The sequence below is a fragment of the Citrobacter sp. Cm038 genome, assembly GCF_030333105.1.
Taxonomy (GTDB): Bacteria; Pseudomonadota; Gammaproteobacteria; order Enterobacterales; family Enterobacteriaceae; genus Citrobacter; species Citrobacter murliniae.
This window is the reverse complement of record NZ_JAOWGO010000018.1, coordinates 339,268-352,249: the sequence shown is the minus strand read 5'-3', so window position 1 is coordinate 352,249 and position 12,982 is coordinate 339,268. Positions and strand designations below refer to the sequence as shown.

At 52.8% G+C, this 12,982-nt stretch carries 15 protein-coding genes; all 15 read left to right on the top strand.

Translation table 11 applies throughout. The features are described from left to right. Window positions 1-33 precede the first annotated feature (33 nt). The 15 genes from OGY01_RS10550 (at window position 34) to OGY01_RS10480 (ending at window position 12,981) form a co-directional block, all read left to right on the top strand. On the top strand, window positions 34-1,080 hold the full coding sequence (locus OGY01_RS10550; protein WP_045448548.1) for an AI-2E family transporter: 1,047 nt from the start codon (window positions 34-36) through the stop codon (window positions 1,078-1,080). A gap of 452 nt (window positions 1,081-1,532) precedes the next feature. Continuing rightward, the gene (locus OGY01_RS10545) at window positions 1,533-1,910 is read left to right on the top strand and encodes a hypothetical protein (RefSeq protein ID WP_144243109.1); all 378 of its coding nucleotides are present in this window, start codon (window positions 1,533-1,535) and stop codon (window positions 1,908-1,910) included. A gap of 68 nt (window positions 1,911-1,978) precedes the next feature. Further along, entirely contained in the window at window positions 1,979-3,040 is a 1,062-nt protein-coding gene (locus OGY01_RS10540) for a class I SAM-dependent methyltransferase (protein ID WP_045448552.1), read from the top strand. A 40-nt stretch (window positions 3,041-3,080) separates the two neighbouring features. Beyond that, complete coding sequence (locus OGY01_RS10535) at window positions 3,081-3,803, top strand: beta-ketoacyl synthase chain length factor (protein ID WP_286493082.1); 723 nt, start codon at window positions 3,081-3,083, stop codon at window positions 3,801-3,803. Continuing rightward, complete coding sequence (locus tag OGY01_RS10530; protein WP_045448556.1) at window positions 3,800-4,615, top strand: lysophospholipid acyltransferase family protein; 816 nt, start codon at window positions 3,800-3,802, stop codon at window positions 4,613-4,615. Before OGY01_RS10535 ends, OGY01_RS10530 begins: the two co-directional genes overlap by 4 nt. After that, entirely contained in the window at window positions 4,596-4,853 is a 258-nt protein-coding gene (locus tag OGY01_RS10525) for a phosphopantetheine-binding protein (protein ID WP_016154854.1), read from the top strand. Before OGY01_RS10530 ends, OGY01_RS10525 begins: the two co-directional genes overlap by 20 nt. Window positions 4,854-4,865: 12 nt before the next feature. Further along, entirely contained in the window at window positions 4,866-5,117 is a 252-nt protein-coding gene (locus OGY01_RS10520; protein WP_005121566.1) for an acyl carrier protein, read from the top strand. A gap of 6 nt (window positions 5,118-5,123) precedes the next feature. Then, window positions 5,124-5,705 carry a COG4648 family protein gene (locus OGY01_RS10515; protein ID WP_045448560.1) on the top strand — a complete coding sequence of 194 codons (582 nt, stop codon included), beginning with the start codon at window positions 5,124-5,126 and terminating at the stop codon, window positions 5,703-5,705. Beyond that, window positions 5,702-7,063 (top strand): AMP-binding protein, encoded by a 1,362-nt coding sequence (locus tag OGY01_RS10510; RefSeq protein WP_045448562.1) that lies wholly within the window; start codon window positions 5,702-5,704, stop codon window positions 7,061-7,063. The genes OGY01_RS10515 and OGY01_RS10510 overlap by 4 nt, the downstream gene beginning before the upstream one ends. Continuing rightward, entirely contained in the window at window positions 7,050-7,403 is a 354-nt protein-coding gene (locus tag OGY01_RS10505; protein ID WP_045448564.1) for an ApeI family dehydratase, read from the top strand. The genes OGY01_RS10510 and OGY01_RS10505 overlap by 14 nt, the downstream gene beginning before the upstream one ends. Continuing rightward, window positions 7,394-9,085, top strand: coding sequence for a glycosyltransferase family 2 protein (locus OGY01_RS10500; RefSeq protein WP_286493081.1), 1,692 nt, complete (start codon window positions 7,394-7,396; stop codon window positions 9,083-9,085). The genes OGY01_RS10505 and OGY01_RS10500 overlap by 10 nt, the downstream gene beginning before the upstream one ends. Window positions 9,086-9,088: 3 nt before the next feature. Then, the gene (locus OGY01_RS10495) at window positions 9,089-9,511 is read left to right on the top strand and encodes an acyl-CoA thioesterase (RefSeq protein ID WP_045448568.1); all 423 of its coding nucleotides are present in this window, start codon (window positions 9,089-9,091) and stop codon (window positions 9,509-9,511) included. Beyond that, window positions 9,508-10,113 (top strand): LolA family protein, encoded by a 606-nt coding sequence (locus OGY01_RS10490; RefSeq protein WP_045448572.1) that lies wholly within the window; start codon window positions 9,508-9,510, stop codon window positions 10,111-10,113. Before OGY01_RS10495 ends, OGY01_RS10490 begins: the two co-directional genes overlap by 4 nt. After that, window positions 10,082-12,400 carry an MMPL family transporter gene (locus OGY01_RS10485; protein ID WP_286493080.1) on the top strand — a complete coding sequence of 773 codons (2,319 nt, stop codon included), beginning with the start codon at window positions 10,082-10,084 and terminating at the stop codon, window positions 12,398-12,400. Before OGY01_RS10490 ends, OGY01_RS10485 begins: the two co-directional genes overlap by 32 nt. Next, the gene (locus OGY01_RS10480) at window positions 12,397-12,981 is read left to right on the top strand and encodes a DUF3261 domain-containing protein (RefSeq protein ID WP_286493078.1); all 585 of its coding nucleotides are present in this window, start codon (window positions 12,397-12,399) and stop codon (window positions 12,979-12,981) included. Before OGY01_RS10485 ends, OGY01_RS10480 begins: the two co-directional genes overlap by 4 nt. Window position 12,982: the final 1 nt, after the last annotated feature.

Sequence of the window (12,982 nt, the reverse complement as noted above, 5' to 3'; positions counted from 1 at the left end):
ACACTTAATGCAAAACGTAAAAAGGAAGAATACATGACAACCTCTCCGCCCGATAAAACGGGTTTGCACATTCTGCTCAAACTTGCCGCTCTGGTTGTTATCCTCGCAGGCATACATGCCGCCGCAGATATTATTGTGCAACTACTGCTGGCCCTCTTTTTTGCCATTGTATTGAATCCACTGGTCACCTGGTTTATTCGCCGGGGAGTACGTCGACCGATCGCCATTACGCTGGTAGTGATGGTGATGTTGATCGTTCTCACCGCGCTGGTGGGTGTTCTTGCTTCCTCAGTCAATGAGTTTATCGGCATGCTGCCAAAGTACAACAAGGAGCTAACACGCAAAGTACTGTATCTGCAGGATATGATGCCCTTTCTTAATCTGCATATGTCGCCAGAGCGCATGCTACAACGCATTGATTCTGACAAGCTGATGACCTTTACAACCACGCTGATGACCGGAGTTTCCGGTGCGATGGCAAGCGTCGTCCTGCTGGTAATGACGGTGGTATTTATGCTGTTTGAAGTACGCCATGTCCCCTACAAAATGCGTTTTGCGCTGAATAATCCGCAAATCCATATTGCTGGTCTTCATCGGGCATTAAAGGGCGTCTCTCACTATCTGGCGCTAAAAACGCTACTCAGCCTATGGACAGGAGCTATCATCTGGCTTGGGCTTGCGCTAATGGGTATTCAGTTTGCTCTGATGTGGGGCGTACTGGCATTCCTGTTAAATTACGTACCCAATATTGGTTCCGTCATTTCCGCCGTACCACCGATGATCCAGGCACTGTTGTTCAATGGCATCTACGAATGCGTGCTCGTTGGCGCACTTTTTCTGGCGGTACATATGGTGATTGGTAACATCCTTGAGCCACGCATGATGGGACATCGCTTAGGATTGTCGACGCTGATCGTATTTCTCTCCTTGCTGGTATGGGGATGGCTACTCGGCCCGGTAGGAATGCTGCTCTCCGTACCATTAACCAGCGTGTGCAAAATTTGGATGGAAACCACCACAGGCGGCAGCAAACTGGCTATTTTACTTGGACCAGGCAGACCCAAAAGCCGGCTTCCCTGAAAAAACTACCAACCGGGGTAGTTCTTACACGACCATTAAACTGGTATAAGCGTAGATATATATGCCGATTTGCCATAAATAAGATAATGAAAATAAGTTCATTATCTTATTTAAGGAAACACATTAAATTCATGAATTGAATATATAAAACAATAAATTTCAAAAATCATTTAACCCAAACCAACCCTCTATATTTAAAGGTTATTTCCATTGATATCGTTTGCTTGACAACCTATACTTATCACCGACAATAGCGACGTAGACTTTCCGTTGCAGAAAAACATAGAATATTATACTCAGGTAATTCCATCACCTTGCTATCAGTCTTGTGAAATAGACCACAAATTTAGCTTAAATAAAATCACAAGGTGATGCGGGTGATCATTATTTCGCAGCTTATTATTTAACACGTATAAACAGTACTTTGATAGGGAGTTTTAATGAAACAGTATATTAAATGGTTTGCGGCAATTGCTGTTGTCGGTGCGCTGGCAGGTTGTGCGCGTACCGCGCCGATTGATCAAGTACACTCCAGCGTTAGCGCAGGGCACACTCAGGATCAGGTTAAAACCGCAATTCTGAAAGCAGGCGTTCAACGCCAGTGGATCATGTCTGAGGTTAGCCCTGGCGTCATCAAAGCACGTCAGCAAACCCGCGATCATGTGGCTGAAGTCCGTATTACCTATACCGCCACCAGCTACGACATCAAATATGACAGCAGCCTCAATCTGCAGGCTTCAGGCGGGAAAATTCACAAAAACTATAACCGCTGGGTGCGCAATCTGGATAAAGACATCCAGATCAATTTGTCAACCGGTGCCAATCTGTAATTATGCCTAAAGTCGGGCCGATAAGGCCCGATACTCTAACTATCTGCCATTTAACAGGTTGTTCCCACATGTACGAACAGGATTCGCTTAGCGCACTGGATGCCATTACTGAAGCACAACGAATCGCATTTGCCCCTATGCTTTTTCAAACCGCGTTGTGCCTGCGAAATGCGGGAGTACTCGCCTGGCTGGACAAGCAAGGTAAACGCGGCGCGACACTCGACGAAATTACTGAAAACAGTACCATCAACGAATATGCCGCCAGCATACTGCTGGATATGGGGTTAAGCGGGCGAATCATTACCTATAAAGAGGGGCATTATTACCTCGCTAAAGTCGGTCATTTTCTTTTACATGACACGATGACGCGTGTGAATATGGATTTCACCCAGGATGTTTGCTATCAGGGTTTGTTCTATCTGGAGAATGCACTGAAAGAAGGTAAACCCGCTGGATTAAAAATCTTTGGTGACTGGCCAACAATCTATCCCGCTCTGTCGCAATTACCGCCGGCTGCGCGTGAAAGTTGGTTTGCTTTCGATCATTACTATTCAGATGGGGCATTTGACGCCGCACTGCCATATGTATTCGCCAGCGCCCCTGCAACCCTGTACGATATTGGCGGAAATACCGGGAAATGGGCATTACGTTGTTGTCAACATGATGACAATATTGCAGTAACCCTATTAGATTTACCGCAACAAATTGCACTTGCACGTGAAAATATCGAAAATGCAGGATTATCTCATCGCATAAATTTCCATCCTGTGGATATGCTTAGCGATTCGCCTTTACCCGCCGAGGCGGATATCTGGTGGATGAGCCAATTCCTGGATTGTTTTTCTCCGGAACAAATTATCACCATGCTTAGCAATATTGCCCGCGTGATGAAACCCGGCGCAAAGTTGTGCATTATGGAACTGTTTTGGGATGCCCAAAAATTTGAAGCGGCCTCATTTAGCCTGAATGCGTCTTCGCTTTATTTTACCTGTATGGCGAATGGCAACAGCCGTTTCTACAGCGTAGAGAAGTTTTATCACTATCTGAATCAGGCAGGATTTCAGGTAGATGAACGCCACGACAACTTAGGTGTTGGACATACTTTATTGATATGTCAGAAGAAAAAATAATAAACAATCGGAACTACCGATTTATCGCGGACGCGCGTTGATGAAATTTGCATTAAACATTATCGACTGGCAGGCCAAGGCGCCAGGGTTAAGCGAAAGGACACAGTGGCATGAATGGTCACGGCTTTCGCACGCTATCGATCCAGCCGCACCACTGGCTAAACTCAGTGAGTTACCGATGATGACGGCTCGCCGCCTCAGTTCCGGCAGCAAGCTGGCCGTCGATTGCGGGCTGGCGATGCTACGCCGCCATGAGATCGATGCCATCCTCTATACCAGCCGCCACGGTGAACTGGAGCGTAACTACCGGATCCTGCACGCCCTGGCAACAGAGCAGGCACTCTCACCGACCGATTTTGCCCTTTCTGTGCATAACTCCGCCGTGGGTAACCTGACTATCGCTGCGAAAAAACCGATCGTCTCTTCCTCACTCTCTGCAGGCAGGGATACATTCCAGCAAGGATTATGCGAAGTCATGAGCCTGTTGCAGGCGGGATATCAGCGCGTGTTAATGGTCGATTTCGACGGTTTTCTGCCTGAGTTTTATCACCCACAACTGCCTCCTGAAATGCCGACATGGCCATTTGCCGTCGCGCTGGTAATTGAATCAGGTGATACCTGGCAATGCAAAACCCGTCCGCATAGCGCCCATAGTGAGACCACGTTGCCGCAAAGCTTGTTGTTTTTACAGCACTATCTACAGGATATCGATACGTTTACCCTGCCGGGTGAACGCGTGCAGTGGCAGTGGAGTCAGGGATGAACAGGATACTTCTGCGCCTTAATTGGGGATGGCGGCTGGTAATGACCGGATTTTGCTTTGCCTTGTTTGGTCTCGGGGGACTACTGCTTTCTACTATCTGGTTTAACTTATTGTTAGTTGCGATATGGAATAATACCAGACGTCGGCGCATCGCCAGACGCAGCATTGCCGCCAGTTTTCGTCTCTTTTTAACCGTGGCGAAACGACTTGGCGTACTGGATTACCGCATTGAAGGACGAGACATCTTGCGCAAAGAGCGAGGGTGTCTGGTGGTCGCCAATCATCCGACGCTAATCGACTATGTGTTACTGGCCTCGGTTATGCCGGAAACGGACTGCCTGGTGAAAAGCGCGCTCCTGAAGAATCCGTTCCTCGGCGGCGTAGTCCGGGCGGCAGATTACCTGATTAATAGTCAGGCCGATGCGCTATTGCCTGCCTGCCAGCAACGGCTGGAACAAGGCGATACAATTTTAATTTTCCCCGAGGGTACTCGCACACGCCCCGGAGAGGAAATGACGCTACAGCGCGGTGCAGCAAATATCGCTGTGCGCTGCAGCAGCGATTTACGCATAGTGACCATTAACTGCAGCGAACAAATGCTGGATAAAGAAAGCAAATGGTATGACGTCCCATCGGTAAAACCCGTATTTACTATTTCAGTACACGAACGAGTTAAAATCGATCAATTTTACGATGCAAATTCACAAGAACCGGCGCTGGCCGCAAGGCAGTTAAACCGGCATCTTTTGCTTCAATTACAACCAGGTAATTTACCTCTTTCAGGAATTAATGATGCAAGCGCTTTATCTTGAAATCAAAAATCTCATTATAACGACACTGAATCTCGACGAACTGACAGCTGACGATATTGAAACCGAAGCGGCACTCTTTGGTGATGGCTTAGGGCTGGACTCGATCGATGCTCTGGAGCTGGGTCTGGCGGTGAAAAACGAGTATGGCGTGGTGCTCTCTGCTGAGAGTGAAGAGATGCGCCAGCACTTCTTCTCCGTCGCCACGCTGGCATCTTTCATTCACGCGCAACGTGCCTGAGGATAGTCCGTTATGACCGAACAAAAAGCCATTTACGAAGAAGTCTCCTCGCTGCTGGTTAAGCTATTCGAAGTCGACCCACAGGATATCAAGCCTGAGGCACGCCTGTACGAAGATCTGGAGCTCGACAGCATTGATGCCGTCGACATGATCGTGCATCTGCAAAAGAAAACCGGTAAGAAAATCAAGCCGGAAGAGTTCAAAGCAGTACGCACCGTACAAGATGTCGTCGATGCGGTAGAACGCCTTCTCAAAGAAGCGTAACTCACCGTGTCGGGCACTCGCTCGCTGCCAGTCGTACAACTGCTAACAGGTTTACTGCTGTTGGCCTGGCCATTTTTAATCTGGTTTGGCCTGGCGCATAACAGCCTGCACTGGCTGCTGCCGTTGATGGCGCTACTCCTGTTTTTACGCTTTCGCCAGACCCGGCGACAGGCGGGGCCGTTGCGCGTCGTGACACAGGTAGTGGCGGTCGCTGGCATCACACTGTGCATTGCCAGCTATCTGCTCAAAACGCACCAACTGTTGCTGTTTTATCCGGTGGTGGTAAATGGCGTCATGCTGGCGGTATTTGGCGGCTCACTCTGGTCAGCCATGCCAATTGTCGAACGGCTGGCGCGACTGCGTGACCCAAACCTTCCCGAAGCAGGTGTGCGCTACACTCGCCGTGTGACGCAAATCTGGTGCGCCTTTTTCATCCTTAACGGCAGCGTTGCGCTTTTTACCGCACTGTATGGCGATATGTCACTGTGGACGACCTGGAACGGTATGATCTCCTATCTGCTGATGGGAACACTCATGGCGGGTGAGTGGTTAGTTCGCCAACAGATGATAAAACGAGATACCCAATGAAGCAGCCCCTCACTCTTGCTCAATGGCTCAGTGCCCCACGTCCGGACGGAGTGCCTGTAGCGTGGCAGGAAGAGCACACCTGGACACTTGGTCATCTGCGCCATGATGTGGCCCGGTTGATAACGCATCTGCAGCAGCAGGAAGGTGAACGCTGGGCATTGTGCTTCGAGAACAGTTATTTATTTATCGTCGCACTGCTGGCAACGCTCCACGCAGGCAAAATACCGGTGATCCCTGGTCATTGCCGTGTTTCATTATTAAACGAGCAGCATGCGCTGTTTGATGGCGTACTGAGCGATAAAGCGCTGGACTGGCAAGGTGCACTGCTGGTTGTCAGTTCTGCCATGAAACCCGCTACCTACGATATTACTTTCCCGGCAATACCCAGCGACGCCTTCGTGGAACTCTTCACCTCCGGCTCCACCGGCCAGCCGAAACGGGTCATCAAGCCAATCAATCGTCTGGATAACGAAGCCGCGCTGCTCGCGACGCGTTTTGCCGATCGCCTGGCAGGTTGTCGGGTGGTCGCGTCAGTGGTGCCACAGCATCTGTATGGTCTGACGTTTCGTATCTTCTTGCCAATGGCCTTAGGTTTACCGTTACATGCTGCAATGCTGTGGTACGCCGAGCAGTTGGCGGCGCTAAGCCATGAACATCGCTATGTGTTTATCAGCAGCCCGGCGTTTCTGAAACGCCTCGATCATCAGCTTACCCCGCCGCCGGTCGAGATGATTCTGTCCGCAGGCGGCATGCTGCCCTGGCAGGACGTCACGCAGGCCGCTGACTGGCTGAACGTATGGCCCGATGAGATCTACGGCAGCACCGAAACCGGTATCCTCGCCTGGCGTTATCGCCAGCGGGATGATGTGGCATGGCAGCCCTTCCCTGGGGTCAGATTCCAGCCAGAAAATGAGGCATTTCGCGTGTTTTCTCCACTTATCGCCGCTGATGATGGCCTGTTGCTCGACGATATTCTGCATTTTACAGAAAGCGGGCAGTTCCGTCTGATGGGTAGACGGGGTCGCGTGGTCAAAATTGAAGAGAAGCGTATTTCACTCAGCGAAGTGGAGCAACGCTTACTGGCTCTGGACGGTATCCGCGAAGTCGCGGCATTGCCCGTCTCACGCGGAGGTCGTCAGGGAGTTGGCGTCTTGTTAGTGCTGGATAACGAGGCGCGTCAACGCTGGCATGAATGCGGGGGTAAACCGCAAGAGCTGAGCTGGAGGCGCTCGCTGCTGCCGTGGCTGGAGCCGGTCGCCGTTCCTCGCTACTGGCGCGTGATTGACGAAATCCCGGTCAACAGTATGAACAAGCGTGTCTATGCGCAATTACAGGAGTTATTTCATGAAACCCCATGAAATCGAGCGCCACCAGGCACAGCCTCAACAGGCTGAGATCGTTTTACATCTCGACCCTTCTTTGTTCTGGTTCAGCGGGCATTTTGCTGTGCAGCCGCTGCTGCCTGGCGTTGCACAGCTGGATTGGGTGATGCATTACGCCACCACGCTGCTGATCCCCGGCTGGCGTTTTCACAGTATTCAGAACGTGAAATTCCAGTCACCGCTCCTGCCGGGAACAACCGTAACCCTGAGTCTGAGCTGGCAGGAAGAGCGTCAGATGCTCTCTTTCAGCTACCAGCGTCACGACGGCGAAGCGCGTCATACCGCCAGCAGCGGGAAGATTCGGTTATGTCACTAACCTTTTCCCCTTGCGTGCTGATCCCTTGCTACAACCATGGCGCGATGATGTCGCGCGTACTGGCACGTCTACAGCCGTTTGACCTCCCCTGCATTGTGGTCGACGATGGCAGTGATGACGCCACACGGGATGAACTGGCTCGCCTGGCAGCTGAAAATAGCAATCTGACATTAATCCGCCTGCCTGTAAACGCGGGCAAAGGTGCTGCGGTGCTCCGGGGAATGCAGGCCGCGGCAGACGCAGAGTTCAGCCATGCGGTGCAAGTGGATGCCGACGGACAGCATGACATTGAAGATATTCCCAGACTGCTTGCGCTGGCGAAAGAACATCCGACGGCACTGATTTCCGGACAACCGATTTACGATGGCTCAATTCCCCGCTCGCGCCTGTACGGACGCTGGGTAACCCACGTCTGGGTGTGGATAGAAACGCTTTCGCTGCAGTTAAAAGACAGCATGTGCGGTTTCCGGGTGTATCCGGTTGCGCCAACGCTTCAACTGGCGCAGCGCGTGACGCTTGGCAAGCGAATGGATTTTGACACCGAAGTGATGGTACGCCTCTACTGGCAAGGCAACACCAGCTATTTTATTCCAACCAGGGTTACCTACCCACTGGATGGACTGTCCCATTTCGACGCGCTCAAAGACAACCTGCGCATTTCACGGATGCATACACGCCTGTTCTTTGGCATGTTGCCGCGCATCCCTTCCCTGCTTCTTCGCCGCTCATCCACACACTGGGCACATCAGCAAGAGGTCAAAGGGCTGTGGGGAATGCGTCTGATGGTGCTGGTCTGGCGTTTTCTGGGACGCAAGGTATTTTCCCTGATGCTATATCCGGTAGTCGGCGTTTACTGGCTCACGGCTTCGGCCGCTCGTAAAGCATCTCAGAGCTGGATTAGCCGCGTACGGGCACAACTGACCGCACGTCAGATGGCAGTGCCGTCAAACCTAACCAGCTATCAACATTTCCTGCGTTTTGGCGACGCAATGTTAGATAAAATTGCCAGTTGGCGCGGTGAACTGCACTTTGGTCGCGATGTGGTTTTCGCGCCAGGCGCAGAAGAGGCGTTAAACGTCAGCGATCCGCGGGGAAAACTACTGCTGGCTTCACATCTGGGCGATGTCGAAGCCTGTAGGGCTCTGGCCCAACTACAGGGCAGCAAAACCATCAATGCACTGGTATTCAGCGAGAACGCCCAGCGTTTCAGGCAAATCATGGAAGAGATGGCCCCACAGGCCGGACTAAACCTGCTTCCGGTGAACGATATCGGCCCGGATACCGCCATTCTGCTCAAAGAGAAACTGGAGCGCGGAGAATGGATCGCCATCGTCGGCGATCGCATCGCGGTAAATACCCAACGTGGCGGCGAATGGCGCGTCTGCTGGAGCCGCTTTATGGGACAAGCTGCTCCCTTCCCGCAGGGGCCGTTTATCCTTGCGTCTATTTTACGCTGCCCGGTCGATCTGATTTTTGCCCTACGCCAGCAGAATAAACTACGCATTCACTGCGAGCCGTTTGCCGACCCGTTGCTCTTACCGCGCGCCAGCCGGCAACACGCGTTACAGAATGCTATCGATCGCTACGCCGAACGCCTGGAGCACTATGCGCTTCAGTCGCCGCTTGACTGGTTTAACTTTTTCGATTTCTGGCAACTGCCGGATACCAAAGACAAGGAGTAAAGGGTGCTTAACGATCCCCGATTTACGGCTGAAGTCGAGCTGACTATTCCGTTCCATGACGTCGATATGATGGGCGTCGCGTGGCATGGCAACTACTTCCGCTATTTCGAGATTGCCCGTGAGGCACTGCTGAACCAGTTCGATTACGGCTATCGGCAGATGAAAGAATCTGGCTATCTGTGGCCGGTGGTCGATACACGGGTGAAATACCGTAACGCCCTGACCTTCGAACAGCGTATCCGTGTACGTGCTCAGATTAAGGAATTCGAAAATCGTCTGCGTATCGGCTACGAAATTTTCGATGCTGAAACAGGGAAACGCGCCACCACGGGCTACACCATTCAGGTCGCGGTGGACGAAAAAAGTCGTGAGCTATGCTTCGTCAGCCCGGATATTCTGTTTGAACGCATGGGGGTCACACCATGAAATTATGGCCACTGCTGGCGCTACTCATCAGCCCATTCGTCAGCGCCCTGACGCTTGACTCCCTGCAACAGCGTTTTACCGAACAGCCGGTAGTCCGTGCCCACTTCGATCAAACCCGGACGATAAAGGATCTGCCGCAGCCGTTGCGATCTCAGGGCCGGATGCTGATCGCACGCGACCAGGGCTTACTGTGGGATCAAACCGCTCCGTTCCCGATGCAGTTGCTGCTGGATGACAAACGGATGGTTCAGGTGATTAACGGTCAGCCACCACAAACCATCACCGCCGATAACAACCCGCAAATGTTCCAGTTCAACCATCTGCTGCGTGCGTTATTCCAGGCGGATCGTAAAGTGCTGGAGCAGAACTTCCGTGTAGAGTTTGCAGATTTAGGTGAAGGCCGCTGGACGCTACGCCTGACGCCTATTACCACACCGCTGGATAAGATTTTTGCGACTATTGATTTAGCCGGAAAAACCTATCTGGAGAGTATTCAGCTCAACGATAAACAGGGCGATCGCACCGATATCGCGCTTTCTCAACACCAACTGACGCCAGCGCAACTGACCGATGACGAACGCCAACGCTTTGCAACCCAGTAAACGTCCCGCGCTGTTATGGGGAATCGCCTGCCTGATACTGCTGGGCGTTTTGCTGACGCTGCTACCTCAGGCGCGTCTCAACAGCAGCGTGCTGGCAATGTTGCCAAAACAGACGTTGGGGACCATACCACCGAGCCTGAACGAAGGTTTCATGCAGCGCCTCGACCGGCAACTGGTCTGGCTGGTGAGTCCCGGTAAACGGCCAGACCCGGCGGTGGCCCACGGCTGGCTGACGTTGCTGCAAAAATCACACGCGCTGGCACAGGTGAAAGGCCCGATGGATGCCGACAGCCAGCAGGCATGGGGGGCATTCTTCTGGCAAAATCGCAACGGCCTGATAGATAACGACACCCGCGCCCGACTGCAAAACGGCGGTGAAGCGCAGGCCCAGTGGATCCTCTCCCAACTTTACTCAGCCTTTTCCGGCGTCAGTGGTAAAGAGCTGCAAAACGATCCACTGATGCTGATGCGCGGCTCGCAGCTGGCGATGGCCAAAAACGGCCAGCGCTTGCGCCTGATGGATAGCTGGCTGGTCACTCAGGATGAACAAGGCAACTACTGGTATCTGCTGCACGGCGAACTGACCGGTTCATCGTTTGATATGCAACAGACACACCACCTGGTCACCACGCTTACTACGCTGGAAAATGAACTCAAAGCACAATATCCCCAGGCACAACTGTTGTCGCGCGGGACGCTGTTCTATAGCGATTACGCCAGCCAGCAGGCGAAACAAGACATCTCTACCCTCGGTATAGCTACCGTGATCGGGGTGATACTGCTGATTGTGGCAGTGTTTCGCTCGCTGCGCCCGCTGCTGCTATGCCTGATTTCGATTGGTGTTGGCGCGCTGGCAGGTACTGTCGTCACGCTGCTGATTTTCGGTGAACTCCACCTGATGACGCTGGTCATGAGCATGAGCATCATCGGTATTTCCGCTGACTATACGCTCTACTATCTGACCGAGCGGATGGTACACGGTGCGGAAACATCGCCATGGCAAAGTCTCGCCAAAGTGCGTAACGCACTGCTGCTGGCCTTACTCACCACCGTCGCAGCATACCTGATCATGATGCTGGCCCCCTTCCCCGGAATCCGTCAAATGGCGGTATTCGCGGCGGTGGGTCTGAGCGCCTCCTGCCTGACGGTGATTTTCTGGCACCCATGGCTGTGCCGCAGTCTGCCGGTGCGTCCGGTTCCGGCGATGGTGCTGATGTTACGTTGGCTTGCCGCCTGGCGACGCAATAAAAAACTTGCCGTTGGCCTGCCGGTAGCGCTGGCGCTGTTCTCGCTGGCAGGCATGGCGACGCTGCGCGTGGACGATGATATCTCCCAGCTACAGGCGCTGCCGCAGGATATTCTGGCTCAGGAAAAAGCGATTACTGCCCTGACCGGGCAAAGCGTCGATCAGAAGTGGTTTGTGGTGTACGGCAAATCTGCACAACAAACGCTGGAGCGGCTGGAAACCTTTATTCCGGCGCTGGAACAGGCGAAAAAAGAGGGATTACTCGGCGGATATCGCACTATTCCGCTAAATTCGCTCGCCCGACAGCAACAGGATCTCACTCTGCTTAAAGACGCTGCGCCCGCTGTAACGAAAGCCCTGAATCACGCCGGACTGGCAACGGTAAATCCCGACCTTACCGCCATGCCGGTAACAGTCGAAGCCTGGCTTGCCAGTTCAGCCAGCGAAGGCTGGCGGTTACTGTGGCTGACACTGGCTGATGGCGAGAGCAGCGTACTGGTTCCCGTTGAAGGCGTTAAACAAAGTACGGCATTAAACACACTCAGCGCGAAATATCCCGGCGTCGCGTGGGTGGACCGTAAGAGCAGCTTCGACACGCTTTTCGCCCTGTATCGCCATATCCTGACCGGCCTGCTATGCATTGCGCTGGCGGTAATCGCTTGCGGGGCTGTCATCCGACTTGGCTGGCGTAAGGGTTTTATCAGCCTGGTACCCTCAGTGCTGTCTTTAGGTTGTGGCCTGGCGGTACTGGCCCTGAGTGGTCATGCGCTCAACCTGTTCTCACTGCTGGCCCTGGTGCTGGTATTGGGAATCGGCATTAACTACACGCTGTTTTTCAGTAATCCACGCGGCACACCGCTGACATCGCTGCTGGCTATCACTCTGGCGATGATGACCACGCTCCTGACGCTCGGCATGCTGGTATTCAGCGCCACTCAAGCCATCAGCAGTTTTGGCATTGTACTGGTGAGCGGTATTTTCACCGCATTCCTGCTTTCACCACTGGCGATGCCTGGTAAAAAAGAGAAAAAAAGAAAATGATCAAACAGACATTCTGGCGCGCCGCCGCACTGGTCGCTACGTTAATTCTCACCGGATGCAGCCACTCACAACCGGAACAGGAAGGCCGTCCGCAAGCGTGGCTGGAGCCGGGCACTCGCGTGACGCTGCCTGCCCCGGGGATTATCCCCCAGGTTAATTCACAACAGTTGCTGACCGGCAGTTTTAATGGCAAAACCCAGTCACTGTTGGTAATGCTTAACGCCGACGACAGGAAAATAACGCTTGCCGGGCTGTCGTCGGTCGGCATTCGTCTGTTTCTTGTGACTTACGATGAAAAAGGCTTACATACCGAACAATCAATCATCGTGCCGCAACTGCCGCCAGCCAGCCAGGTGCTGGCTGACGTGATGCTCAGCCATTGGCCAATTAGCGCCTGGCAGCCACAATTGCCGAAAGGCTGGACGCTCATTGATATGGGTGACACACGCGAACTGCGCAACGCCAACGGCAAACTGGTTACGGAAATCACGTATCTGAATCGGAAAGGAAAACGCGAGCCGATCAGTATCGAGCAGCACGTTTTTAAATACCACATCACCATTCAATATCTGGGTGACTGAA

Excerpts from the sequence above, each read along its gene's own strand:
- OGY01_RS10540 (WP_045448552.1), top strand. The coding sequence starts at position 1,979 with ATGTACGAACAGGATTCGCTTAGCGCACTGGATGCCATTACTGAAGCA.
- OGY01_RS10505 (WP_045448564.1), top strand. The coding sequence starts at position 7,050 with ATGAAACCCCATGAAATCGAGCGCCACCAGGCACAGCCTCAACAGGCT.
- OGY01_RS10535 (WP_286493082.1), top strand. The coding sequence starts at position 3,081 with ATGAAATTTGCATTAAACATTATCGACTGGCAGGCCAAGGCGCCAGGG.
- OGY01_RS10550 (WP_045448548.1), top strand. The coding sequence starts at position 34 with ATGACAACCTCTCCGCCCGATAAAACGGGTTTGCACATTCTGCTCAAA.
- OGY01_RS10490 (WP_045448572.1), top strand. The coding sequence starts at position 9,508 with ATGAAATTATGGCCACTGCTGGCGCTACTCATCAGCCCATTCGTCAGC.
- OGY01_RS10510 (WP_045448562.1), top strand. The coding sequence starts at position 5,702 with ATGAAGCAGCCCCTCACTCTTGCTCAATGGCTCAGTGCCCCACGTCCG.
- OGY01_RS10530 (WP_045448556.1), top strand. The coding sequence starts at position 3,800 with ATGAACAGGATACTTCTGCGCCTTAATTGGGGATGGCGGCTGGTAATG.
- OGY01_RS10525 (WP_016154854.1), top strand. The coding sequence starts at position 4,596 with ATGCAAGCGCTTTATCTTGAAATCAAAAATCTCATTATAACGACACTG.
- OGY01_RS10500 (WP_286493081.1), top strand. The coding sequence starts at position 7,394 with ATGTCACTAACCTTTTCCCCTTGCGTGCTGATCCCTTGCTACAACCAT.
- OGY01_RS10520 (WP_005121566.1), top strand. The coding sequence starts at position 4,866 with ATGACCGAACAAAAAGCCATTTACGAAGAAGTCTCCTCGCTGCTGGTT.
- OGY01_RS10480 (WP_286493078.1), top strand. The coding sequence starts at position 12,397 with ATGATCAAACAGACATTCTGGCGCGCCGCCGCACTGGTCGCTACGTTA.
- OGY01_RS10485 (WP_286493080.1), top strand. The coding sequence starts at position 10,082 with ATGACGAACGCCAACGCTTTGCAACCCAGTAAACGTCCCGCGCTGTTA.